General features: G+C 36.1%; 19 protein-coding genes. 5 read left to right on the top strand and 14 right to left on the bottom strand.

From position 1 onward, the window contains the following. Positions 1–28: 28 nt before the first annotated feature. From F6K06_RS12840 to F6K06_RS12805, 8 genes are all read right to left on the bottom strand, one after another. A complete protein-coding gene (locus tag F6K06_RS12840) occupies positions 29–691 on the bottom strand; it encodes a Na(+)/H(+) antiporter subunit B (RefSeq protein WP_124143286.1) in 663 nt (220 codons plus the stop codon). Further along, entirely contained in the window at positions 691–1,251 is a 561-nt protein-coding gene (locus F6K06_RS12835) for a DUF4040 domain-containing protein (protein ID WP_124143287.1), read from the bottom strand. The genes F6K06_RS12840 and F6K06_RS12835 overlap by 1 nt, the downstream gene beginning before the upstream one ends. Next, the gene (locus F6K06_RS12830; protein WP_124143288.1) at positions 1,244–1,534 is read right to left on the bottom strand and encodes a monovalent cation/H(+) antiporter subunit G; all 291 of its coding nucleotides are present in this window, start codon (positions 1,532–1,534) and stop codon (positions 1,244–1,246) included. Before F6K06_RS12830 ends, F6K06_RS12835 begins: the two co-directional genes overlap by 8 nt. Then, a complete protein-coding gene (locus F6K06_RS12825) occupies positions 1,531–1,782 on the bottom strand; it encodes a hypothetical protein (protein WP_124143289.1) in 252 nt (83 codons plus the stop codon). The genes F6K06_RS12830 and F6K06_RS12825 overlap by 4 nt, the downstream gene beginning before the upstream one ends. Beyond that, on the bottom strand, positions 1,779–2,174 hold the full coding sequence (locus F6K06_RS12820; protein ID WP_124143290.1) for a Na+/H+ antiporter subunit E: 396 nt from the start codon (positions 2,172–2,174) through the stop codon (positions 1,779–1,781). The genes F6K06_RS12825 and F6K06_RS12820 overlap by 4 nt, the downstream gene beginning before the upstream one ends. Then, positions 2,147–3,601 (bottom strand): cation:proton antiporter, encoded by a 1,455-nt coding sequence (locus F6K06_RS12815; protein WP_124143291.1) that lies wholly within the window; start codon positions 3,599–3,601, stop codon positions 2,147–2,149. The genes F6K06_RS12820 and F6K06_RS12815 overlap by 28 nt, the downstream gene beginning before the upstream one ends. Continuing rightward, entirely contained in the window at positions 3,598–5,034 is a 1,437-nt protein-coding gene (locus F6K06_RS12810) for a cation:proton antiporter (RefSeq protein WP_287241706.1), read from the bottom strand. Before F6K06_RS12810 ends, F6K06_RS12815 begins: the two co-directional genes overlap by 4 nt. A gap of 337 nt (positions 5,035–5,371) precedes the next feature. Next, positions 5,372–5,710: a cation:proton antiporter subunit C gene (locus F6K06_RS12805; protein WP_124143293.1), complete on the bottom strand. Its 339-nt coding sequence runs from the start codon at positions 5,708–5,710 to the stop codon at positions 5,372–5,374. 445 nt (positions 5,711–6,155) lie between these two features. On the opposite strand from F6K06_RS12805, the gene F6K06_RS12800 reads away from it, so the two are divergent. Continuing rightward, positions 6,156–6,344 carry a hypothetical protein gene (locus F6K06_RS12800; protein ID WP_287241704.1) on the top strand — a complete coding sequence of 63 codons (189 nt, stop codon included), beginning with the start codon at positions 6,156–6,158 and terminating at the stop codon, positions 6,342–6,344. A 436-nt stretch (positions 6,345–6,780) separates the two neighbouring features. Here the strand turns inward: F6K06_RS12800 and F6K06_RS12795 are convergent, their stop codons facing one another. Together F6K06_RS12795 and F6K06_RS12790 are read right to left on the bottom strand one after the other, a co-directional pair. Continuing rightward, positions 6,781–6,987, bottom strand: a complete 207-nt coding sequence (locus F6K06_RS12795) for a hypothetical protein (RefSeq protein ID WP_161564332.1) — start codon at positions 6,985–6,987, stop codon at positions 6,781–6,783. Further along, positions 6,962–7,276: a VOC family protein gene (locus tag F6K06_RS12790; RefSeq protein ID WP_124143295.1), complete on the bottom strand. Its 315-nt coding sequence runs from the start codon at positions 7,274–7,276 to the stop codon at positions 6,962–6,964. Before F6K06_RS12790 ends, F6K06_RS12795 begins: the two co-directional genes overlap by 26 nt. Positions 7,277–8,427: 1,151 nt before the next feature. Here F6K06_RS12790 and F6K06_RS33935 point away from each other — a divergent pair. The 3 genes from F6K06_RS33935 to F6K06_RS12775 all read left to right on the top strand — a co-directional run bounded on the left by F6K06_RS33935 (position 8,428) and on the right by F6K06_RS12775 (position 11,877). Further along, the gene (locus F6K06_RS33935) at positions 8,428–8,634 is read left to right on the top strand and encodes a hypothetical protein (RefSeq protein ID WP_353734875.1); all 207 of its coding nucleotides are present in this window, start codon (positions 8,428–8,430) and stop codon (positions 8,632–8,634) included. Between the two features lie 567 nt (positions 8,635–9,201). Next, on the top strand, positions 9,202–10,443 hold the full coding sequence (locus F6K06_RS12780; RefSeq protein ID WP_124143296.1) for a serine hydrolase: 1,242 nt from the start codon (positions 9,202–9,204) through the stop codon (positions 10,441–10,443). Positions 10,444–11,658: 1,215 nt separating this feature from the next. Then, the gene (locus F6K06_RS12775) at positions 11,659–11,877 is read left to right on the top strand and encodes a DUF4327 family protein (protein WP_124144506.1); all 219 of its coding nucleotides are present in this window, start codon (positions 11,659–11,661) and stop codon (positions 11,875–11,877) included. 936 nt (positions 11,878–12,813) lie between these two features. Here F6K06_RS12775 and F6K06_RS12770 read toward each other — a convergent pair. Continuing rightward, positions 12,814–14,034 carry an FHA domain-containing serine/threonine-protein kinase gene (locus tag F6K06_RS12770; RefSeq protein WP_124144505.1) on the bottom strand — a complete coding sequence of 407 codons (1,221 nt, stop codon included), beginning with the start codon at positions 14,032–14,034 and terminating at the stop codon, positions 12,814–12,816. A gap of 586 nt (positions 14,035–14,620) precedes the next feature. Beyond that, complete coding sequence (locus F6K06_RS12765; RefSeq protein WP_124144504.1) at positions 14,621–16,885, bottom strand: serine/threonine phosphatase; 2,265 nt, start codon at positions 16,883–16,885, stop codon at positions 14,621–14,623. 49 nt (positions 16,886–16,934) lie between these two features. Here F6K06_RS12765 and F6K06_RS12760 point away from each other — a divergent pair, with 49 nt between their 5' ends. Continuing rightward, the gene (locus tag F6K06_RS12760; protein ID WP_161564905.1) at positions 16,935–17,087 is read left to right on the top strand and encodes a hypothetical protein; all 153 of its coding nucleotides are present in this window, start codon (positions 16,935–16,937) and stop codon (positions 17,085–17,087) included. Between the two features lie 588 nt (positions 17,088–17,675). Here F6K06_RS12760 and recJ read toward each other — a convergent pair. Both recJ and F6K06_RS12750 read right to left on the bottom strand, forming a co-directional pair. Next, positions 17,676–20,057 (bottom strand): single-stranded-DNA-specific exonuclease RecJ, encoded by a 2,382-nt coding sequence (recJ, locus tag F6K06_RS12755; RefSeq protein ID WP_124144503.1) that lies wholly within the window; start codon positions 20,055–20,057, stop codon positions 17,676–17,678. A gap of 975 nt (positions 20,058–21,032) precedes the next feature. Then, positions 21,033–22,229 (bottom strand): response regulator, encoded by a 1,197-nt coding sequence (locus F6K06_RS12750; RefSeq protein ID WP_240041528.1) that lies wholly within the window; start codon positions 22,227–22,229, stop codon positions 21,033–21,035. Positions 22,230–22,829: the final 600 nt, after the last annotated feature.

Genomic DNA, 22,829 nt, shown 5'->3' with positions numbered 1-22,829 from the left:
ATCTCCCCATCTCCCCATCTCCCTACTCTCACAACAACCCTCGATAACGAATAAACAGTAAAATAACTGCCCAGGAACCCAATGCCACTTTTATTGCCACTAAAATATTAAGTATCGGCAAAATTCCCCCACTAACAAGAGTACCTAACTCTCCTTTAGGTAATTCCAATCCCATCAGAGTTATAGCTGCCAATACAATGAATATTAAAACCGAAACCTTTTCCCAAGTAGCAGCATTCCATGTTTTATAGATTTTCTCCATCTTCTCAGATGATGAAGTAATGGCAATCAAACCAATAGCAGTTCCTCCAGCAACCCCTGCCGCAAACCCACCACCTGGACTTAGATGTCCCCTAATTGCTAGCTCAATACTCACCAACGCCGTAATAGTAGCTCCCAAACGCGCTAGCACAATTGAAGGTTGATCGCTAAATTGATAAACTTTTTCGGTGGGTTTTTCATTTGCGAGGAGAAAATTCACGCCCAAAATAGCGATCGTAAATACCACCACTTCAAAAATTGTGTCGTAGAGTCGATTTCTAAAAATGATGCCAGAAACTGCATTTGGTACTCCACTATCATCTACGATCGCTCTCACAATAGAAATTTCCTCCCATTCTGCTTGTGGGTTGGGCATAATTAGCACTTTGACTAACAATGCTATTCCAGCTATAATATAAATCCATTTCATTAATGTTTGCCCTCCAAGTTTGGTACAGTAATGTATGTCACAATTGTTTTTGCTGAAGTTAGTTCGGTTTCCATAATCTCAAAAAGACGATGCACTCTAATGCTAGTTTGATAAGTGGGTTCGCTGCCTGGTTTTGATGTTTCTGATTTACTACAGATAGCGTGAACCTCTTTACCTATCAATGCCCATTCTAAAGCTTGTTTGTTAGGATATTCAACTAATTCAAGACGCAAATGATATTTATTAATGGTTTGTCTGATCTTAGATATTAATTTGGTAAAATCACTGTCTGCTTCTACCTCTACCCCTTTAACTATTCCCAGACGCATGACTAAAGAGGAACGAACTGCTACAACATAAAGAGTAATAGCTAACATTGTACCTACTAAAGCTTCAGTTAAAGCTACATCCGCAGCTCCTAAAACTGCATATACCAAAGCTGCTACTGCTCCTAAAATAGCTCGGATAATCAAAGCATCATAAGGATTAACTTGAAATAACAGTATAAAAGCTGCTAAGGGTAGCAGGGCAATGATCACATAAATATAACTATCAATCATTTTTTTCTCCACTACTAGAGCAATATGCTAAAACATACCCCAAAACCGTATTCCAAATTGCCAAAGTAATCAGTGCTAGGAGCAATAACGGCCATTCAAAAGGAATTTTCAGTAGTAAACCGACAACAATACTCATCGATCCAAGGGTATCAGCTACCGAAAGACTATGGAGTTTAAATAAAACCGATCTATGTCCGAGTAGGGGGAGTGTTCCCCAAAACCACAAAATAATTCCAATAACTATCAAGCTATAGCTTAAAATGTCAATTAAAATGTCAATCATATTTCGTTTAACCTTTTGATTAAATTTGCCAGTAGCATTAATCCCGCATTACCCACACTCAGAATAATAACTGCAACTACTCCAATTGACCAATCATCTCGCAAAACGGATACCACCAACATCATAATCGAAGTTTTGGTGGCAATACTAGCAAAGGCTAGTATTTTCTGCCAAATATTATTATCCTGCCAAGCTTCATAAATGGGTATGAGCAAAGCTAAAATCATAGCAATCAAAATATAGTTCATTTGTTTTTCATCCGTCGCACTACGTGTACTTCATACCACCCTTGTTCATGGTATTTCAAAACAATGCTTTTAGGGGTAAAAGTAATCAAAAATATATCCAGAAATATCAATCCTGGTGTTCGTTTTGGTTTAACTTTTTCGCAAACCAATACTTCATCATTATGGGGGCGAAGCATAATTTGTATTGCTTCTATATAGGCCTGGGGAATTGCGACCACAATTTCCCATAACACGTCTAACCAATCTTTTAGAGCGCCTAATGATTTACGACTACGAGGTAATAAAAAGGCGATACTGACACCAATAATAATATTTGCCGGACTTAAGTCGGCGGTTAGTAAAAACCATATTGTCAGTCGTAATACTATATTGAAAAACCCGATTGCGTCCATACTATCCAGAAAAGTAAAATTAACATGAAGCTCATAAATCCAATCAGATGGTCGAATTCTTCGACCACACGGGGGAATTTAATCGCCAACTTCTTAAAAATCAATAGATATGCTAGCCAACCAATAGCTATACTTACCAGTGGTTTGATTATATTCTTGAGGGTGTAAGCTTCATAATAAACAGCATTTGCCACAATTAATCCGCCGAGTAAGACTATCATTGCCCACCAAAAACCAAATTTTACTTTGATTTTTTCCTCGTTTTTCTGGTGAGGAAGAAAAATGAATTTCGCAAAAGAAATGGCTGTTCCCACTGCGGCAATGTTCATCCCAACAACCTGCCAGGGTAATAGATTTTTAGAGGTTAACACTTTTGCCCCAAAACCAGACAATAGTGGGAAACCAGAGATCGAAAAACTAGCGATAACTAAAGCCACCCAAATCTGATTATCAATGGGTTTATAATGCAATTCTTTAAAATTACGGCTTGGTAAAATCCCTGCAATTAAAAACAGAGCAGATTTAACTAAACCATGGGTCAAAGCATAGAAACCAGCTACTACTGGCGCAGCAAGTACAAAACCTAACTGAGAAATGGTATGAAATGCCAGCATCCGTTTAGTATCTTTTTCAAATACAGCATAACCCACACCTAAAAGTGCTGTACTAACACCAAAAAATCTCACGATCGGATCGATTTCCTCTAACATTAGCGCACAACGTACTAGAGGAAAGACTCCAGCTTTGACCACAACTCCTGACAACATTGCTGATACAGGACTCTGTGATTCGGAGTGGGTTAAAGGCAACCATAACCCTGAGACAAAGATACCACCCTTGGACAATAATCCCAAAAATATGAGGGCGATCGCTTCGGGAGGCGAACCACGCAAACCAGCAAAATAAAAGGAATGATGTGCCTTATACACGATTACTGCTCCCACCAGATAAAACAGCATTGCCGTATTACTGACAAACAGATAGCGCAATCCTACCCAAATCGCTCTATCCGTACGCGGATAAGCTACCAGGAGGAACGCAGCAATACCGATTACCTCTAGTGCTACATATACGCTCATGAAGTCTGCACAGATAAAAGTAGCATTAACGCTACCATGCAGAATCACTATTTGCATATAGAAAAAAGCAGTTCTTTCGCTACTCCAACAGTAAAAAATAACTGCGAGTGTTACTAGAGCATTAGTAACGATAAAAAAGCCACTCAGTTGATCGATGATTAAAGTTACACCGAAACTATCTAGTAACTGTATCTTCAAAGGAGACGAATTTACAAATATCGCCAAGGCATAGTTAGTCGAAACCAATGCTATCCCTAGAGCGAGAAAGCGGTCTAGTTTGGGTAATAGATAGATAACGAAACCAGTAAAAAAGGGTAATGCCATCCAGAGGATAGTAATATTGGTCATATCTGTACCATCCAGAAAATTATAATCAACATTAGACTCATTACCCCAATCAAATGATCGAATTTCTCAACTCCACGAGGGAATTTCAGAATTAATTTCCTAAAAATCAAAAGATATGCCAACCAGCCAATACTAATAGTTATTAGGGGTTTCAGTATATTATTTAAGCTATAAGCTTGGTAATAAACAGCATTTGCTACAATCAATCCGCCGAGTAAAATTACCATCGCCCACCAAAACCCAGATGTTGCTTTTCCTTTTTCTTCGCTCTTTTGATGGGGGAGAAAGATAAATTTGGCAAATACAATTGTCGTTCCTACTGTAGCAACATTCATTGCCACAACCTGCCAAGGTAATAAATTTTTGGAGGTCAATATCTTAGCTCCAAAACCAGACAATAGGGGAAAACCAGAAATTGAAAAACTGGCGATCGCTAAAGCTATCCACATTGAGTTATTGAGCGGTTTGTCTCGCAACTCCTGAAAATTACGACTGGGTAAAATACCTGAGATGAGAAAAAGTGCTGATTTCACCAATCCGTGAGTCAAGGCATAAAATCCTCCTACTTCTGGTGCCGCCATGATAAAACCCAATTGAGAAATGGTACTAAATGCTAGGGTACGCTTGGTATCTTTTTCCACAATGGCATAACCTACTCCTAACAAAGCTGTCGTCACACCAAAAATTCTCACTATTGGATCGATCTCCTCTAACAGTAGGGCACAACGCACTAAGGGAAACACACCAGATTTGACCACAACTCCTGATAACATTGCTGATACTTGACTCTGTGATTCGGAGTGGGTTAAAGGCAACCAAAATCCTGAGACAAAGATACCCCCCTTAACTAATAATCCTAGAAATATTAGAGCAACTGCTTCAGGAGGCGAACCGCGCAAACCAGCAAAACTAAAGGAATTATGTGCCTTATATACCAGTACTGCTCCTACCAGATAAAACAGCATTGCCGTATTACTGATAAACAGATAGCGCAATCCTACCCAAATCGATCTATCTGTACGCGGATAGGTAATGAGAAGAAAGGCAGCAATACTAATTACCTCTAATGCTACATACAAACTAATAAAATCTGCACATATAAAGGCAGAGTTGACACTACCATGCAGAATCACTACTTGCATATAGAAAAAAGCAGTTTTTTCGCTACTCCAAGTGTAAATAATAACTGCGGTTGTAACTATCGCATTAGTGACGATAAAAAAGGCACTTAGTTGGTCGATGGTTAAAGTTACACCAAAATTATCTAGTAACTGTATATTTAAAAGTGATTGGGTTGAAAATATCGCTAAGGCATAGTTAAGCGAAAGTAATGCTACTCCCAGTGCGAGAAAGCGGTCTAGTTTGGGTAGTAAATAAATCACAAACCCAAGAAAAAATGGTAATGCCATCCAGGCGATCGTAATATTGGTCATTTCAGTTATCAGTTATCAGTTATCAGTACCGACCGCTAATACCGTTTCACTAAAGTCAGAAGTTAAAAATCAGAAGTCAGAAGTGATATTAATGGAACTTAAAAACTCTACTCTACAGTAATTTCAGTTTATTATTTGACTTCATCAGTTAGCAACTATTTGTGACATTTTTTGAGTGAATTGGTATAAAGTATGAGGCACCAAAATACTGAAGTTTACTTTGCTCTTAGTCTTATGGATATGGCGAGGTCTCCTCGCCATCCCACCCTCCGGGAAGCTCCGAAGATCGACCGCTTTTCATCCTTGAAAAGGGGAGACTTGAGACCTAATTTTTTGGTCATGATGGTGTGTTATTTTCTTCGATTGCGCTAGTTTCCAAAGTGGGATTATCTTTTGCCAACTTCATCACACCCACCAACATCAAAGCTTGAATTGAAAAACCAATTACAATTGCTGTTAAGATAACTGCCTGGGGAACGGGGTCGGAATAAGCAACATTTTTGGTTTCGTCGGCAATTGGTGTAAACAAACCATCTAGGGATGCTATTAGCACATAATAGGCAATAACTCCCGTACTCATAATATCCATTGATATGATTTTCATCACCAGATTTTTCTTAAAAATGATGCCGAAAAATCCACATAATATGGTTGAAAATATACAAGCTTCTAACATGAAAATTAACTAATTAATTGTTATTTTTTTGCAGAAAATTCATTTTTAAATCACAAAAAATTAAGGATAAATATCCATAAATTAAGGTAGTATAAGAATGAATTTTGCCAATAATCAAAGACTTACGCCAGTTTAAATCAACTGACTAAATTGACTTAACATGAGCATATTTTACAATTGCCCAAAATAGATGAGAAAACCTCAGGTTAAAGTCGCCTCTTCTTTGGTCAATACATAAATTCATTTCTATTTCCCTGGCTAGCTACTATATTTTATTTTCAAATGATCTAAAATTCATAGCAGTTTGGACTTAATGAAGTACATAGTTCTTAGATGTTCAGCGAATTGCTTAACTAGGATTAAGATTAAGCTGTACTAAATTAGCTACCAATATGCTATACATTATTAAACATGAAATTGGGTCAGAAGAGAAGAGACGTTGAATATGAGTTCTGATTGCTGGTTGGATGAAGCATTAATTATGCTTGGGGTGCTTAAGAAAAAAAACTATTATTTTTGTTGTCCTTGGTTAAAAGTGGCCATATTAGTATTAATCAATTCATTGAAGAAGGAGACAGGAGACAGGAGACAGGAGACAGGAGGAAAATTACATGGGGATTCTCACCCCAAGTAATTTTGAACACCGTGTAGACGGTGGGGTATTAAACCCACAAAGAAAATGATAAATTAGAAATTTTCTCAGCTAGCTTCTACAACTTGACGCATTGAGAAAAAACCTGAGTTTACTTGTTGGCCATAACTTTCCTCTTCTGATTAGAATTAGTTCTGATACCAAGGGTGAAATTAAGAATTTTATTAATAATTAAGAGTGATTGAAAAATTTTACACATAATATTTCTTTAACTAATACCAGCTTGAAAAAAGAATGTTATAAATACAGCAAAGCTATGCTATTAAATTATTTTAATATCTATAAGATCTATTTGACTAAAAGAATAGATTTGATTGCTCCTGACTACTAAAAACACCTTAAGTGTTTTCAGACTGTCCGTCTCCATCATATGCCTTCCCTATTGCCAGATGAGCTGTTGCCTTTAACTAATACTAAATCAAATCATAAATAGTGTTCCACGTAATTTGTGTTGTGCTTCAATTGCCCCAAACAAAGACTTAAAGTTACCTGCACCAAAGCCATTATAATTGTTGCGTTGCATAAACTCAAAAAATAAAGTAGGACGAGCTTGCAACGGGCGAGTAGAAATTTGCAGAATGTAACCTTTTTCATCGAAATCAATGACTATATCTAACTCCTGCATAACATCTACAGAAACCGATAGCTTCCTCATCTTTGAAAGCTCTAGGCAGAGAAACACTCTTTGCTCCTTGTGAAATTGCATATTCATAAGTTGCTTGAGCATTTTCTACACTAAAAGCTACATCATAAACTGCATCGCCATATTGGGTTAAAAACTGATTGATTTTTGTCTCTCCTGGGTTTAACGGAGATGTAAGAACAAGGGTGACTTGACCTGCATGCAAAACGTGGGAAGTGTATTCACGATCGCCAGTTTCCAAACCCTTATAGGCAATTGGTTGGAAACCCATGTGTGTTTAGTAATAAAATGCTGCTTGATAAGCGTTACAGACCCAGATTTCGACATGATGGAATCCATTATAACCTCCAAAGGTTGGTCTAGAGTTTGTCTCTTGGTATTTGACACCAGCATCTAGACCAACCAGGTTATCTTAGATTTATGGAGTAATTTGCTTGAGGCATATAAAGAATTCTTAATAATTAAATGTATACTTTTTTTATTAAAACAAATTTAATATATAATTGTCAACTACTCATAAAAACCTGGCAAAATCTTTCCATTTTCTGAATAGTTTTGGTAGTAGGACTTATGTCAATTATTAAAAATTTTGCTATACTTAAATTTCATATTTATAAATACTATTTATTTACTTAATTTGATTGTTTACTAATCTCTGTTATTTTGACAAAAAATAAGGTCTTAAACCTCATTTCAAGGCTCTGGTTTCAGCGGTCGGTACTGATAATACCATTTCTCAAAAACCTTTCTACTCTACATTTTATGGGTAAATCTCAATTTTGAATAAAGCCAAAATTTTATTGCTTTTAGGCAACAGGCAATAGGGAATAGGGAATATATAGGAAAAAAGTATTTTGCAAATATGAGATGCACCCCATTTTATTGAGTAGGGGAGTAGAGGAGTGAGGGAGAAGTAAGTATAATAATAATTAATATTAACTTGGCTGCTAATTACCAAAAAGGTTCCATGCGCCCTTTTTAATTACTTAATAACTGAAGTGTTACCTCAGTTAAGCATTAATGCATGGGAATTTGTATAACTGATAACTGATAATTGAAATGATGACCTTCCCAGGGTAGCATGATTTTTGATAAATTTTACTATACAAAATAGTGCGATTGAATAGCCTCAAATTTAGACAGGAAAGATTTTTTAGGCAAAGAAGGTATCAATCAATGAATGGCCATAGTTTCAGATTTTTTTAATTTTAGGGATTACGCAGTACAACCTATTTTCGTCATTGCGACTGACAGGATTTGCGGAGTATTCCGGAACGGAAAGCTATCTGAAATTCTAGTTTTTCGTACCTCATCTGTAAGTTATGAATTTGAGATATTTAAAAATACATAAAAACTCTGAAATTATTATTCCTGCTCCCTAATTCCAAAAGATTTTATTCACGACCAAAATATTACGGGTATATGGACAAAACGATTTTAAATAACCGTTATCGCATCATCAAAACATTAGCAAGTGGAGGATTTGGCGAAACATTTATTGCCCAAGATACTCAAATACCCTCCGGTCGTCTATGCGTGATTAAACAACTTAAACCCATAGTAAATAATCCTCAAATTTATCAAATCGTACAAGACAGATTTCAAAGAGAAGCAGCAATTTTAGAATAACTAGGGAAAAAAATCATCAGATTACTCGATTATACGCATACTTTACAGAAAACGGAAAATTTTATCTAGGACAAGAATGGGTAGATGGATTTGAAATGTCATTTTCTGTAAATAATTCCCAAGGGATAAGTTACAAACCTTGACATTGGCGGTTCATAAAATTATCTTCAGCAACAGCGGCATTTGCTAATGCTAAAAAATCTAAATTTTAAAATTTTTCAGTATCCTTAATCATCCTGAATTTCAAGTATCAAATTAATGCCAGATTGGTCAATAATCCTGCGAAAACAGGTATTAAATTAATCTAATTTACTGTCTTGTTTTCCCATCATAACTAATGGCCTTGAAATTAATTTCCCAGCCATAGTTGAAAATTTAGCACTATTTATAGTAAAGTCCTGAAAACCAATAAAATTATTACTACTGCCATGACACAGCTAAAATAGTTCATTATTATAGAGTCCGCCATTACGGCTAAAATATTAAGCTGTGAAAAGTATTTAACAATCCGTCGCCAGGCACCATTTTAGCTGTCTCAGTCCACTACTTATATTTCTTATTATTCAAATGCACGCAGAAAAGTTACCACCCCAAACATTTCATCGAGTCCGTCCACCATATCGGGTAGCCAAGCGACGTCCAGTAAAAATACGTCGGCTAGTTAAAACTAAAAATACAAAACTAATATTACCCCAGTTAAAATATAAAAATATCCTCATATTAGTCGCCATATTAATGACCGCGAGCTGGGTTATTACCCTACCTTTCAGAGGTCGCACAGCTTCACAGACCCCTCAACCTACTCCTCAAACTTCAGTATCACCTACTCTCGTACCACCCTATGTACGCCCAGTTCCTCAACAAACTCCAGAAGACTTAGGATTTGCCTACAATGTTCGTAGACAACCCCCTCTACGTTATAATCCTCAACTACAGGAAATAGTTGATGAATTGGTTAAAATTTCTGAAGAAAAAGGGCTACCAACAGAACCTTTATCTATTAGTTTAATAGATGTTAGAAGCCAAGATGTTCATACATTTGCTGGATATCAAAGCCAAGAAGTGAGGTATCCTGCTAGTGTATCTAAATTATTTTGGATGGCTGCATTTTATGGGGCAGTAAAAAAAGGTTTAATTGAAGATGAATCTAAGTTTCATGAAGACTTGAGAGCAATGATGCAGAAATCTCATAACGATTCTGCTAGTAAAATTTTAGATGCAATTACTGATACTAAATCGGGGAGTAAATTAGAAGGGAAAGATTTAGAAAAGTGGTTAGACAAAAGAAAATCCGTTAACAATTTTTTTCATAAAGCAGGTTATAAAAATTTAATAGTTAGTACAAAAAATTATCCTCGATATTCTCCTAGTCAAGAAGGTCCAGTCGGTCGCGATCGCCAACTCAGGAAGAAAGATGGTAAGTTTCTCAGAAATTTGATTTCAACCGATCATGCAGCAAGACTAATCTATGAAATATATACCAGGCAGGCAGTTTCACGGCAATATAGTACAAGAATGGCTTATTTGTTAACCAGAGATTTAAGACCCGAAGCATGGCAAAATGACCCCTACAATGGAATCAAAGGTTTTCTCGGAGAATCTTTACCTAGCAAAATTTATTTCGGTTCTAAAGTTGGTTTCACTAGCAAACATCGTATGGATGTAGCATTTGTGAGAACTTTGGATGATAAGGCTATTTATATTCTGGCGATCTTTGCAGAAGATATTGCTTATGCCAGAGATGAGGAAATATTCCCCAAACTGTCTCGTCATGTTTACGATCGCATGATGGCATTGAATGGACAATAGACATCTCCAGCAAAAGAGGGAGTAGGGAGTAGGTAGCAGGGAGCAGGGAGCAGGCAGAAAGAATTGATGAATAACAGTGGAATGATTGATTTTATTTTTTCCGGACTTACCCATAACCACTACAGATAGTAGGGGTTAACGGCCGTTGACCCCTACAAATGGTGTATATTTTTGTATGCGTGCGTAATATCATGTCCGTTTATATCGTTTGTGTAAACCCAAGGGTGAATATCTACAGGAAATGATGGTTTTTTCTTGCGAGGGTAGCCTTCTTCCCTCTTCCTTCTTCCTTCTTCCTTCTTCCTTCTTCCTTACCTTTGCTATACAAGACCGATGCTACCGGACATGATATAAGTCCTGTTTTTATTATTGGAGATGTCTAATTTATAGCGGTTTTCATTAACAGAGAATACAGCTATCAAGTTTGTAACTTATCAAACTTCAAACATACTTATATTTTTCTGTAGTCTACCTTTGTGAAAACCGCTATAAGTAAGCTAATTTGTCTCATTGTATACAGATGCAATGACGTCATTTCAGTTAGCCTCCTGTGCTTGGAGCTACGCTAACAGTTAGCCTTCTAAGGTCAGAACTACGCTAGCCTCTTATCAGAGGAATTGCGGACTTCAGTGCCGATCGTTGAAGCCTGATGCTTGAAAATACTGAACTAACTATCAGCTTTTAGCGCTGAAACGCTTCAGCTTTTAGTAGCTCTGGGTAAAAATCCCCGGCTTCCGATAAGTCTAATGGCCTTCAGAGGAATTGAAATCTCCTTTCCGTTCCGCAATCATCCGCAAACGAGGGTGTCTCAAAAAAAATCTGCTTGATTGCTGATTACTGACCGCTGACTGCTTCTTTAATGTTTGGTGATTGATAGGGAGATAAGGAGATAGCATATATGGCTAAATTTATCTGAATATATATATAATTTTATGTTACATTTTATAAAAAAATCTAATAATAAAAGTTATAGTTAATATCATATTACTTACTTTTTTTCAAGTATAAAAACTTGTAATAACTGACTCTAATAAAAAAATCTCACTATTGATTTTTAATTATTTAGTTTTACTTATAATACCTTGTCAAAAGTAGGTATGTTAAACTATAAATCTAGAAAGTAACTTACCCAAAAGCACAAAAAATCCACGAATCGGTAAAAGTGAGAATCGGGGAGTTAATTTCTAGAAGAATTTAAAAAAATTAAGAGGTATTATGAGCCAAAAGGTTATACACCAGATGGAAAAATTTCAGCGTCAGGTGAATTCCCTCGTAGAATCTAATATAATCAAGCCAACAGATAGTATCTGGAAAATAGCCCTACTTTTTGGGGATAAGTGGCCTTATTGGAAAAAGCAACTTCAAGACTTTGATTTTTCTATGCAAGATCCAATAGGTGAAATTTTGGTTGTAGAGGTGTGGGAAGAAGATTAGTCTAATTTCCTAATCAAATAAGACTGATGAGGGTGAATAATTCTGGAGTTTAAGCGATAGAAATTGGTAGAATGTAGTCGATTAGCCCCAACATCTAGGCAATAAGACTGAAAGTATAGAATAATTAGGCGATCGCACTACAAAATCAAACAAAAATAAAACAAAACTTTTTGGTTTCTAAGGCTGTAATCAGGAAACTAAATTGATACCAAAGCAATTTTAAAACTAATAACTAAATAACTGAATACAGGTTTATTAGGATTTATTAGAAAAAAAATCTGCTAGTTGTTTAATGTCAGAACGACTCATCTCAAGTTAAGTTCATCATAAACTTTCGGTAAGTGGGAAACTAGTAAGTTGCTTCCTAGGTCTGAGCTACGCTATCAACGGCTGGATGGAAACTAGGGTAATGATTTTAACCATTAATCATGCACATTGCAAATTTTGAATATTTTTGCTATAATGTGAGGAATAAAAAGCAACCTGAATGGGTTTACCCCGGACAAACTAGAGGAATCCTTACTTATGTCATTAAGGGTTACATTTGAAGTGACTTTAGTATGGCAAGTTTGTGACTCTTAAAAATCCACGCGGATAGATCCCGCGGAGTTTCAATCCCATGAACATAATTGCTCACTTTTAAGCGCGTACCATGTGGTTGAGTACAACTTTAGCTTGTCAACTTACCAAACAAACTCAGTCAATTCTTTGAGCTTAACTCTGAGTCGGTTCATTGAGTAAACATCTAAATACATTTGTTTTTTTTCAGAAGTTTTTTTGTAATATAGCACTACACAAATAGATTAGGGCAATTATAAATACTCAAACGAGCGTCAGGGATTGCTTCTGACTTGTACGTAGCGCTATATCTCTACCAATAACTCAAAAACCCTTATACATAGTGAGATTGAGATATTCCAATATTGATGATGTGCTTCAAAGGCAATCTTTTAAAGCATCTGCTAGCTCTAGAGCAGTTTGATAGCGATCGCCAGGCAATGGTTGGGTAACTTTTTCAATTACCTTTCTTAGTTGTGGTGTAATAGTGGGAACATTTTCCACATAAAACCGATAACCATTACCACGATTATCATAGAAGTGCATCGGACTTTGAGCAGTCAACAAAAAGATCGAAGTTGCACCCACTGCATATAGATCGGATTGAGTCAAAGGTTGCCCGCGGTCTTGTTCGGGGGCACTGTAACCTTCTGCGCCGATCCGCGTACCCAAAGGCGTGCCAATCTCTTTGACTGCCCCAAAATCTAGAACTATTATCTGATTATCGCGACGACGCACTAGAAGATTAGCAGGTTTAATATCCCGGTGAATCAGTGGAGGATCTTGTGAGTGAATATATTCTAGAACCTCGCAAGTCTGAATCATCCACTCAGTTGCCTGTTTTGGTAACACCGGTCCTTGTAAAGAAATACGTTTTTCCAAATCCTGACCGTGAATCATCTCCATAGCCAAATATTTTTTGTCTTCTTCAACAAAAAAGTCAAAAAACTTAGGAATTCCTGAATGATTTAATGATTTCAAAGCTCTAGCTTCTCGTTCAAATAATTCTTGAGCTTTGCGGATCTGAGCCATATCAGCATTCATTTCTTTTAAGACCACCAAAGCAGCAGCAGGAGAAGCGCCTACCTGTAAGTTATTGCGATCACGATCCCAAGCTAAATAGGTAGTACCCATGCCACCTTGACCCAATATTCGTAACACCTGATACTGACGGATGCTGCGTTCAACTGTAATAGGTTTTCCACAATAAATACAAAATAAGTTTCCTGGTGGGTTATCACTAGATCGAGAACAACATTGTTGAGGAGCATTAGCAACAGATGGAACTTGAATCTGAAACTTTAAAATAGGGCCACCTCTGGCTAACTGAATCAGGAAACCATCAGAAATAATTCCCTGAGACATCAACACTCCATTCACAAAAGTTCCATTTGTACCTTGACTGACTAATCGCCAAATATTTCCAGATTGGGACTTTGGTATTTTGTGTAGCTCCAGATGATATCGTGAAACTAAACTATCAGATAAAACAACCTGATTATCAGGAGAGCGACCAATCTTAATTATTGATTCACTCTGAAAGTCCCAATTTTTTAAAGGAGTATTTTTTTGAGGGTCTAGGAGGGTTAACCTAATCACAATCTATGTTTGAACTTCAAGTTTTTTGTATAGCGCTACGTGCTAGGGAATAGGAAATAGGGAATAGGGAATAGTAAACTGTTAAAGGGTTTTCGGTGCGGAATCCGTCAGGAAACAGGGTTTAGAAATGTCTTAACCTTAATGCGTAGCACTATAAAAGCATAACTTATATAGCGATCCGCGCAAGATAAAAGTCGAAAGTCAAAAATCAAAAGTTAAAAGTTAAAAGTTAAAAGTTAAAAGTTAAAAGTAATCCCTAACTTAGTTTGAGCCTTTATAAATGTCCGCCCCCTTTGTTTCGACTGCTATACCAATTCACTTAAAAAATGTCACAAATAGTTGGTTATTTCAGTTATCAGTTATCAGTACCTCTAGCTGTTTGCGCAGCATTCCGTAGGAAAGCACAAGGCTTGACATAAGGAATATTATCTTTTTTTATCCCTTTAATAAGGGGAGGCTTTAGACCGAATTTTTCGGTAACTGATGAAGTAAACTAATAAGCTGAAATTACTGTATAATAAAGGTTTTAATTAATTAAAATATCACTTTTGACTTCTGACTTTTGACTAAGCGTGAAACGGTATTGCTAATTTTTTTGTGGCTTCACTAAAGCACGAATCACAATTGCTGTAATATTATCATGACCATTATACTGATTTGCCAAATCAATTAACTGGTTTACACCCAACTCTAAATTAGCTTGTTTGTTTAAAAGAGGTTCCAGGAGATTTTTCCAATTATTTTCCAGAAAATCATTATCTGTTAAACCATCAGATGCCAGGATTATTAGACTATCCTCATCAAGCTCGAAAAATTGCACATCAGGTCTGACAAAATTTTCATCTCGCGGTCCTAAAGCTTGAGTTAGTTGATAAGCATCTGGGCGACCATAAGCTATTTCTGGTTCAACTCCACGATTAATTTCTCTTTGCCCTACTTCATGGTCTAGAGTGATCTGCTCTAACCCTCCCTGACGAGAGAGGCGATACAAACGACTATCACCCACATGAGCTACAGCTACTTTTGTATCGTAAACCATTGCCATTACTAAAGTAGTACCCATCCGACTACTGCCAGAGCGGACTTCTTGTTGATTAATATCGTAGATTACCTTATTTGCCTGTATAATTGCTTCGCGAATTATTTCTTCAGAGGGCAAACCTACAGACCAACTACTTTCCACTTTAAAGTATTGTTTAATAGTGTCTACTGCTACTTGACTCGCTATTTCTCCGCTAGCGTGCCCTCCCATACCATCGCAGAGCACATAAAGTCCTTTAGCTTGAATAATTCTTTCTGTAGGTGTTTCTTGGTTTTCTATCTGAGTTTGAATTCCAAAAGAGTCTTCATTATGGTCTCTTTGACTACCTACATCACTTTTTCCGGAACTTTCCAAATTTACCAACTGTATCGGCAAAAGTTCAGTGTTTTGAGTTTCTATATCTTCTACTTTCTGCGGGGAAGCATCATCAGTTTGCAAAATTGTAGTTCCTGATGTAGGAGGTGGTTGGGGTTGTAAATTATCTTCAGTAGTCATTAGATATGATCGCAATTTTTCAATAGTTTGTATTTTACCATCCCGCCAATCTTGCATTAAAGCTGTTACCCAACCAAACTGTGTCCGTTGAGATTGCTCAAATAACGATTGCCAGAATTTCATTAAATCTTGGAGATTTTCACTCTCGCCAGGTTTTGAGTACAGACGTTGCAATTTGATATAATTATTGTCTGTTTGACTTACCCGCAAATTTTCATATTCCAGTATACTTTGGCAACAATGCCATGGTGCTAGAGCTACCCAAAGTTCGGTCATTTGTTGCAACCAGGATAGAATTTGTAGTTGGGAAAGGTTTTCGCTTCCCCAAAGGTTTACTAATAATGGCAAACTACTGTAGTCTGCCACAAGTAATATTTCTTCGTTTTGCGACTGCCAACTATCTTGAACAGTAGGAAAGTGTTGAGGTAGTTGGGTATATAATGTTAAATATGGTTGAGCAATTGCGGGAAAAATCAAAGCTTCTATCTCCGTTGCTTCTCCCTGTTGGTTTGAGGTAGGGAATTGACTTTCTTGATTTTGGTAACCCGATAATTCATTCTCTTGAGAGCTAGAAGTGGGCGGTCTAAAATTACCGGAGTTATTTCGCAACCAAGCTTTGAGGGGGGTTTGTTCTAGTGGGTTACAGTCTAGTACTTGCACTACTACTGTTTCACCTTGGTTTGTTGGTGTTATAGTTTCCAATAGTTGGTAGCGCTGTTGGGGATCTAAATATTTTTCTGATGCAGTGGAGGAATTTTCTAGATCGTCATTTGGATTTGAGGATAATTTATTCTCTGTGTTTGCTGCTTCAGACATTGGACTGAGAATGTCTGCGGTAATTGATTCAGAATTATCTAACTCCTCTAATTTTTGGCATCGATCGTCAACTTCAGTTATTGTTTCTGGTAAAGTATCTTCTGATTCTACTTCGGCAGCAGGTTGTAGATCGATTTCTATTTTTGGCTCCAAAGGTTCGGAGGATTCTAAAATCTCTTCGGGTTCTTCTGTAATGACATCTGCTGCTGACTCCGCCGAATCTTTGGCCAGGGGACTTGCTCCGCTGATTACTTCTTCTTGTCCCATTTCCTTGAGATTAATTTCAGGTGAGTTGGGGAGGAGAGCTTCTGCTTGAGTAATTATAATTGCCTTCCAGACTTGAGCTATATCAGCACCACAGTTGTGACATTGTCGAACGCTCAAGTACACTTGTGTTCCACATTGATGACAATTTTTGTGGGTTAGGGATGTACCACATTTTTCACAGAATTTATTCTGGTTCGGGTTTTCAAACTCACATTCGGGACAGATGAGCATAATAGGGGGTTAATTCAACAATTAATAATGAATAATGAATAATTAGGGTTTGCTGAAAAAGTCTTTTAGTAGGGGGAGGAGACAGGAGACAGGAGACAACCCACCCCTCGCCCCTCCCCCTCCCAGGAGGGGAGAAATGGGAATGAGCGAGGAGGTAGTCGGAAAATTGTCCCAAGATTGTTCTGCCCAACTATGTGCCTAAAATACGCTCCATGCATGAGCATCAAGAGCTGAAAACCAGGCACTTTTTTCAAACCCAAAAAGGCTAAAATCTTTATATGTCAATGCTTTTAGATTTAATCAGCAAGCCCTAATTAATAATTAATAATTACCTCTCCTTGAAAAAAAGAGGATTGACTAATAATGAAAATTTTCTTTATTATCCCCTTAAGAGGCTATGCTTTATAAACATCTTTCTTAACATAAAAATTGACAAAATATACGAGTTATGTATTGGTATTGGGGCGACTTTTTTAGGAGAAAAGTGTATTGAAAAATACATTTTTTTGAGAACTGTAGATAAATTTTTTGCCCCCACACTCCCCCCATCTCCCCATCTCCCCATCTCCCCATCTCCCCATCTCCCCATCTCCACATCTAATGTGTGTCAGTCCACTATTGCAGGATGGCAGAAATAACTAACCAGTTACAAAATCCTAAGAGCTTTACCAATCAATACTTTTGACTGTCTTGAGTGTGTCTTACATTCTGAGGTCCCCTCAGAATTACACACTCGCTTTTGACTTTTGAGTTTTGACTTCCGCTGACTTTTGACTTCCGCGTAGCGGCACTAAAAGGGAATAGAGATCGTAGTATCTTCTAAGATTGTCTGAGCTGCGATCGCTTCTATTGTTTTTAATGGTACTTCACAGAAGTATTTTTGCCGAAATTGTTCTTCTGATATTGCTGCTAGGAATTTTCCGATTATTTGGGATTGAGTTTCTGATTTTTGGTTTTTGATTTGATTTTGAGTTATGTAAAATGCTTGGTCTTTATACTTGACATTAAAACATAAATATTGTAATACTTGAAAACCTAATTTGAGAGTAGTATCACCAATACCTAATTTTTTTAGGAGTTGATAACGGGTGACAGGTTTAGCTGTACGACTGAGATATTTAGAAATACCCAAAAGTTGTTGCCAGATATCTGTCGGAGGGACAATAGGAGGTTGTGAGTAGGCGATCGCTAATTTCTTTTGTTGATTTATTGCTCGCCGAAACCAGACTCGTAAATCGTTCCAGCTAGTGGGACATTCTTTGAGAAGAATAAAATCTTTTTGGCTATTAATTCTTATTTCTTCTAGATTACCGATTCTCTGACTATTACGCCAGTCCCAAATCCAATCTACAAGATTTGATGTTTTTAACTGGGTATTTTGGAGCGATGGTTGTACGGCAATAAGTCTAACTTCATAACGTTTTTTATAGGCATTGAAGTCTAACTCTACCAAAGCATCACATTTTTCTTCAGGAATTTCATCTTTATAATGACCCCACCAAACACCAGGGAACCCTTCCTCCCCAGACTCATCCCAAATTTCAAAATCTGTTTTGATATATTGAACTTTTTTTCCGTTTAAATCTTTTTGATTTCTGTGCCAAACATTACTAAACCTACAATTTTGGACTAAAAGTTTAGGAACAGGGTTGCCCATTCCACAGGGTTCTAAAAGTTTAAGTTCTTGAAATAAATCTCTACCCAACTCAGAGACAGTCACAATTAAATCTACTTCTATTGTTGAAGTCTGGTTAACGGTCGTTCCTAATGTTTGTCCTAATAATTGATTAATAGCATCTGTAAATATGGGGATATTTTCTACTGGCAAGCTTAGGCCAGCAGCAAAAGGATGGCCTCCAAACCTATGTAATAAATGTTCTTGATTTTTAACTAACTGGTATAGGTCTATTTGACCAAAGGAACGAGCGGAACCACGAGCTAATAATGGTTCCTCAGAGTTTTTGACCGCCTCAGTTTCCTCGGTCAACAAAATAGTGGGACGGTTGTATTCTTGAGCTATTTGACCTGCTACTAATCCTAACACACCTACAGGCCATTGAGGGTCTGTGAGAACTATGACGTTAGTGGTAGAAAGGTCTAGTTTGGTCAATTTTTGGGTAACGTCTCGAACTACTTCTTTTTGTAGGGATTTGCGCCTAGAGTTGGCCAGTTCGGTTTCTATGGCGAGTTTTTGACAATTTTGGGGGTCACGACTGGTGAGTAATTCTACACAAAAGCTGGCATCTCCGATGATTCTACTTACAGCGTTAATTCGAGGTCCAATACCAAAGGAAATATCTGTGGGGCGATCGCCTGTTTTTTTACATAATTCTAATAGTTTGGCGACTCCTGGTCTGGTGGTTTTGTGGAGTTGTGTACTTAATTTTTCAATTCCTATTTGTGCTAAATATCGACTTTCTTCTGTTAGTTGAACTAGATCGGCAATTAAACCAATGGCTACTAAATCTAATAATTCTTTTAAGGGTAGTTTAGGTATTTCTGGATGAGTTAAATAAAGTGCTTCTATTAATTTATAAGCTACTCCAACTCCGGAGAGATTATATAGGGGATGAGAGGGGGATAAATAACGAGGATTAATAATAGCTAATAAGGGCGGACGTTGAGGGGGTAGAGTGTGATGGTCGGTGACAATTATGTCTATTCCCTGGTTATTTGCATATTCTATTTCGGCAATATTTGTACTACCTGTATCGCAGGTAATTATTAAGCTATAATTTTTTTTTGCTAACTGTTCAATTCCAGGAATATTTAAACCATGAGATTCTGTAAATCTGTTAGGAATGTAATAAGTTAATTGATGATTTTTCTGAAAAAAATCTCCTAATCCATCCCAAAGTACAGATGTTGAGGTAATACCATCAGCATCAAAGTCTCCCCAGATAGCAATTTTTTCTTGATTGTTTTTAGCATCAATAATTCTTTCTATAGCTTTGTTAATTTCGATGCCAAATTCAAAGGGATTAGTGGGTTGATATTGTTTTGGGTCTAAAAAACCTGCTAATTTTTGAGTATCTTTAATTCCACGGTGCCATAATAATTGTGGTAGATATTTTATTGATAATTTTGGTGCATAATTTTTGATAATCTCAACAAATGAATTTGGCGGATTATCGGAGGCATAAATTTGCCAATAATTTCTGGTTTCAGACATCTTTAATAAATTTAATTTATCGTCACTATACTGCCGTTCTTTGTCAGGTATTAGGTGGTAGGTTTTAGGTGTTAGATTTTATATAGAATCTGGTTATAAAGTATATGTTTATAATTCTATCCACACTTCAATATTCAATATTAAATCAGACCATCTCCCCATCTCCCCACCTCTGCCAACTATATAATAAGTATTCAACCAGATTTAATATTAGGTGGTAGGTTTTAGGTAGTAGATGAAAAAAATTCATCTAATATCAAGTCTCATTAATTAGCCATAATAAAAATGTTCTTCTCTTAAGAGGGAATATTTTTTCAGTCCGAATGCTGGGTAAACAAATTTCTCCTTCTTCCCTACTCTCTACTCCCTACTCCCTAAATTTTTTATTGGGGTTATTTAAATAGACATGATATAAATACTTGTATGAAATAGATCCAGGGTCATTTCATTCTAGATTTTGGCAATTAATTTATTGCTTTTCAGACAGGGAAAGATAAATTCCCTAAATATTGAAATAATGTTGTTTAGTCAATACATAAAATGGCACAGTTTAGAATGAAACAACTCTAGAAATAGCCCTGATATTTGTTACAGATATTGGTTGATGGGAAGATGGCATAATTACTTGTATTTAATATAAAATTGCTCTTTTATTATCTTGCTCAACTTTAATTTTTTGTGAAGTAACTTTAGCGTTATTTTATTTTTCGTATTTCATCTTAGTACTGAAAAATCTGGGTAAAAAAACACTATTTTTACATGAAAATTGTGGTCTAAAGCCTCTATTTTAAGGAGATAAAAAGCGGTCGTTAGCGCAGCTTCCCGAAGGGTGGGATGACGGATTATCGTCGCCATCTCCAATCGAGAAAGAGAATAAAAAAAATACTTCGGGTCAATCCTCTTCTTTTCAAGGAGAGATAATAATTAATAATTATTAATTATTAATTATTAATTATTAATTGTTGAATACCTTCTTCAATAAAATAATTCTTCGTCGATAAATTGTTCTTTGATAAAAGGAACTTTTACAGTAAATATTGAACCTTTATTAACTTCACTCACTACACCAATATCCCCACCCATCATTTTACAAAAGTGACGACTAATAACTAAACCCAAACCAGTACCTCCATATTTCCGTGTAGTTGAATTATCAGCTTGAGTAAATGGTTTAAATAAAACATTCATTTGATTTTCTGATATACCTATACCAGTATCAGCAACACTTAAAATCAACATTTTCTTAGGGGTCAATTCCTCACTTTGAACAGTACAATATTCATCATTGCTAATAATTTTAACCTTCAAACTAATGTTGCCATTTTCTGTAAACTTCGCTGCATTGCTCAGAAGATTTAAAATCACTTGGCGCATTTTATTAGGGTCAGCTACTATTAATTCCTGATGATCTTCGCAGATAATTTCTAATGTATTACTATTTTGCTCAATTAATGGTTGAATAGTAGCTACGACATTTTCAATTAATGCCATTATCTTGAAACTTTCCAAGTGGACATCCATTTTACCTGCTTCAATTTTTGAAAGGTCGAGAATATCATTTATTATTGTTAATAAATGTCTTCCCGCAGTATGAATATTATCAAGGTCGTGAACAAAGTCTTCATAACCTAAATCCCGAGCATCTTCTAATAAAATTTCACTATAGCCAATAATCGCGTTTAATGGTGTTCGTAATTCATGACTCATATTTGCTAGAAACACACTTTTTGCTCGGTTTGCTGCTTGTGCTTCATCTTTTTCTTGTTTTAAACGTTTATTTTCTTTGAGTTGTCTAACATTTTCTAATGTTTTTTTTATCGTAATTTCTAAATCTTCAAAATCTATAGGTTTAGTCAAGAAATCAAAAGCACCTCTATTCATTGCCGACCTAATTTTTTCCATATCGTCATAAGCAGAAATAATTACTGCTTTAATATCAGGATATTTATCTTGAATATTATCTAATAAAGTTAATCCATCCATTAAAGGCATATTAATATCAGTTAATACGATATCTATCTTCAATTCTTCTGACAATATTTCTAATGCTTCTACACCATTTCTAGCAAAAATAAACTCTAGTTCTTTTTGTTTGATTTTTTTTCTAAAGTTACGGACGATCAGCGATTCAAAATCAGGCTCATCATCTACAACAAGTATTTTTGATGACATAATATTTTAACTAATAAGCCGATTACTTTTAAATTTATAAATTACTGATAATAAATAATCATAAATATTATCAAGCTTCTTATGCAGGTGGAGTGAAGTATCTTATACATCGAATGATACTTTTTGTGTTGACTTAAGGTGAACTACAAAGGAGTAAACTTTAACTATTACTCTCTGTTCAAGCCCTTTTTCCTAAAGTCCCAAATTTTCACCCAATCTCTCATTCAATTGACAAAAGCTGCAATAAGTTACAATGAGTATGACTTAGGTATCACTTACACACAAACTTTTTGATTTTGAGATAATAATAAAGTCTTTTTTTTCTATTAAATGTTAAACTTCTCCAGAAGCATTGCTTTCTTTTTTACTTATTTTATACCAAATTCAAAATTAGAGCTATACAGGGAGTGTCTGACTAAATATAGTAATAACTATTATATTTTACCAAAAAATAATTTCTATAGTGACTGGAGCAATTTTTAAGCTCATACTAAATCCTGTTTATAAAGCATCCTTTGATGTAGATGGAGAGACAAGTTGTAGGGGAGATGAGGAGAGGTTTGAATCTTACATCCTATAAAATGTTTTTAATAACCGGAT

The sequence above is a fragment of the Okeania sp. SIO1H4 genome (assembly GCF_010672695.1).
Taxonomy (GTDB): domain Bacteria; phylum Cyanobacteriota; class Cyanobacteriia; order Cyanobacteriales; family Microcoleaceae; genus Okeania; species Okeania hirsuta.
Note: the sequence above shows the minus strand (reverse complement) of the source record. Positions and strands in the feature narration are given on the sequence as shown.

Bases quoted from the DNA above. Each gene is read 5' to 3' on its own strand.
- F6K06_RS12840 (WP_124143286.1), bottom strand. From the start codon at position 691: ATGAAATGGATTTATATTATAGCTGGAATAGCATTGTTAGTCAAAGTG.
- F6K06_RS12835 (WP_124143287.1), bottom strand. From the start codon at position 1,251: ATGATTGATAGTTATATTTATGTGATCATTGCCCTGCTACCCTTAGCA.
- F6K06_RS12830 (WP_124143288.1), bottom strand. From the start codon at position 1,534: ATGATTGACATTTTAATTGACATTTTAAGCTATAGCTTGATAGTTATT.
- F6K06_RS12825 (WP_124143289.1), bottom strand. From the start codon at position 1,782: ATGAACTATATTTTGATTGCTATGATTTTAGCTTTGCTCATACCCATT.
- F6K06_RS12820 (WP_124143290.1), bottom strand. From the start codon at position 2,174: ATGGACGCAATCGGGTTTTTCAATATAGTATTACGACTGACAATATGG.
- F6K06_RS12815 (WP_124143291.1), bottom strand. From the start codon at position 3,601: ATGACCAATATTACTATCCTCTGGATGGCATTACCCTTTTTTACTGGT.
- F6K06_RS12810 (WP_287241706.1), bottom strand. From the start codon at position 5,034: ATGACCAATATTACGATCGCCTGGATGGCATTACCATTTTTTCTTGGG.
- F6K06_RS12805 (WP_124143293.1), bottom strand. From the start codon at position 5,710: ATGTTAGAAGCTTGTATATTTTCAACCATATTATGTGGATTTTTCGGC.
- F6K06_RS12800 (WP_287241704.1), top strand. From the start codon at position 6,156: ATGAGTTCTGATTGCTGGTTGGATGAAGCATTAATTATGCTTGGGGTG.
- F6K06_RS12795 (WP_161564332.1), bottom strand. From the start codon at position 6,987: ATGCAGGAGTTAGATATAGTCATTGATTTCGATGAAAAAGGTTACATT.
- F6K06_RS12790 (WP_124143295.1), bottom strand. From the start codon at position 7,276: ATGGGTTTCCAACCAATTGCCTATAAGGGTTTGGAAACTGGCGATCGT.
- F6K06_RS33935 (WP_353734875.1), top strand. From the start codon at position 8,428: ATGGACAAAACGATTTTAAATAACCGTTATCGCATCATCAAAACATTA.
- F6K06_RS12780 (WP_124143296.1), top strand. From the start codon at position 9,202: ATGCACGCAGAAAAGTTACCACCCCAAACATTTCATCGAGTCCGTCCA.
- F6K06_RS12775 (WP_124144506.1), top strand. From the start codon at position 11,659: ATGAGCCAAAAGGTTATACACCAGATGGAAAAATTTCAGCGTCAGGTG.
- F6K06_RS12765 (WP_124144504.1), bottom strand. From the start codon at position 16,885: ATGCTCATCTGTCCCGAATGTGAGTTTGAAAACCCGAACCAGAATAAA.
- recJ (WP_124144503.1), bottom strand. From the start codon at position 20,057: ATGTCTGAAACCAGAAATTATTGGCAAATTTATGCCTCCGATAATCCG.
- F6K06_RS12750 (WP_240041528.1), bottom strand. From the start codon at position 22,229: ATGTCATCAAAAATACTTGTTGTAGATGATGAGCCTGATTTTGAATCG.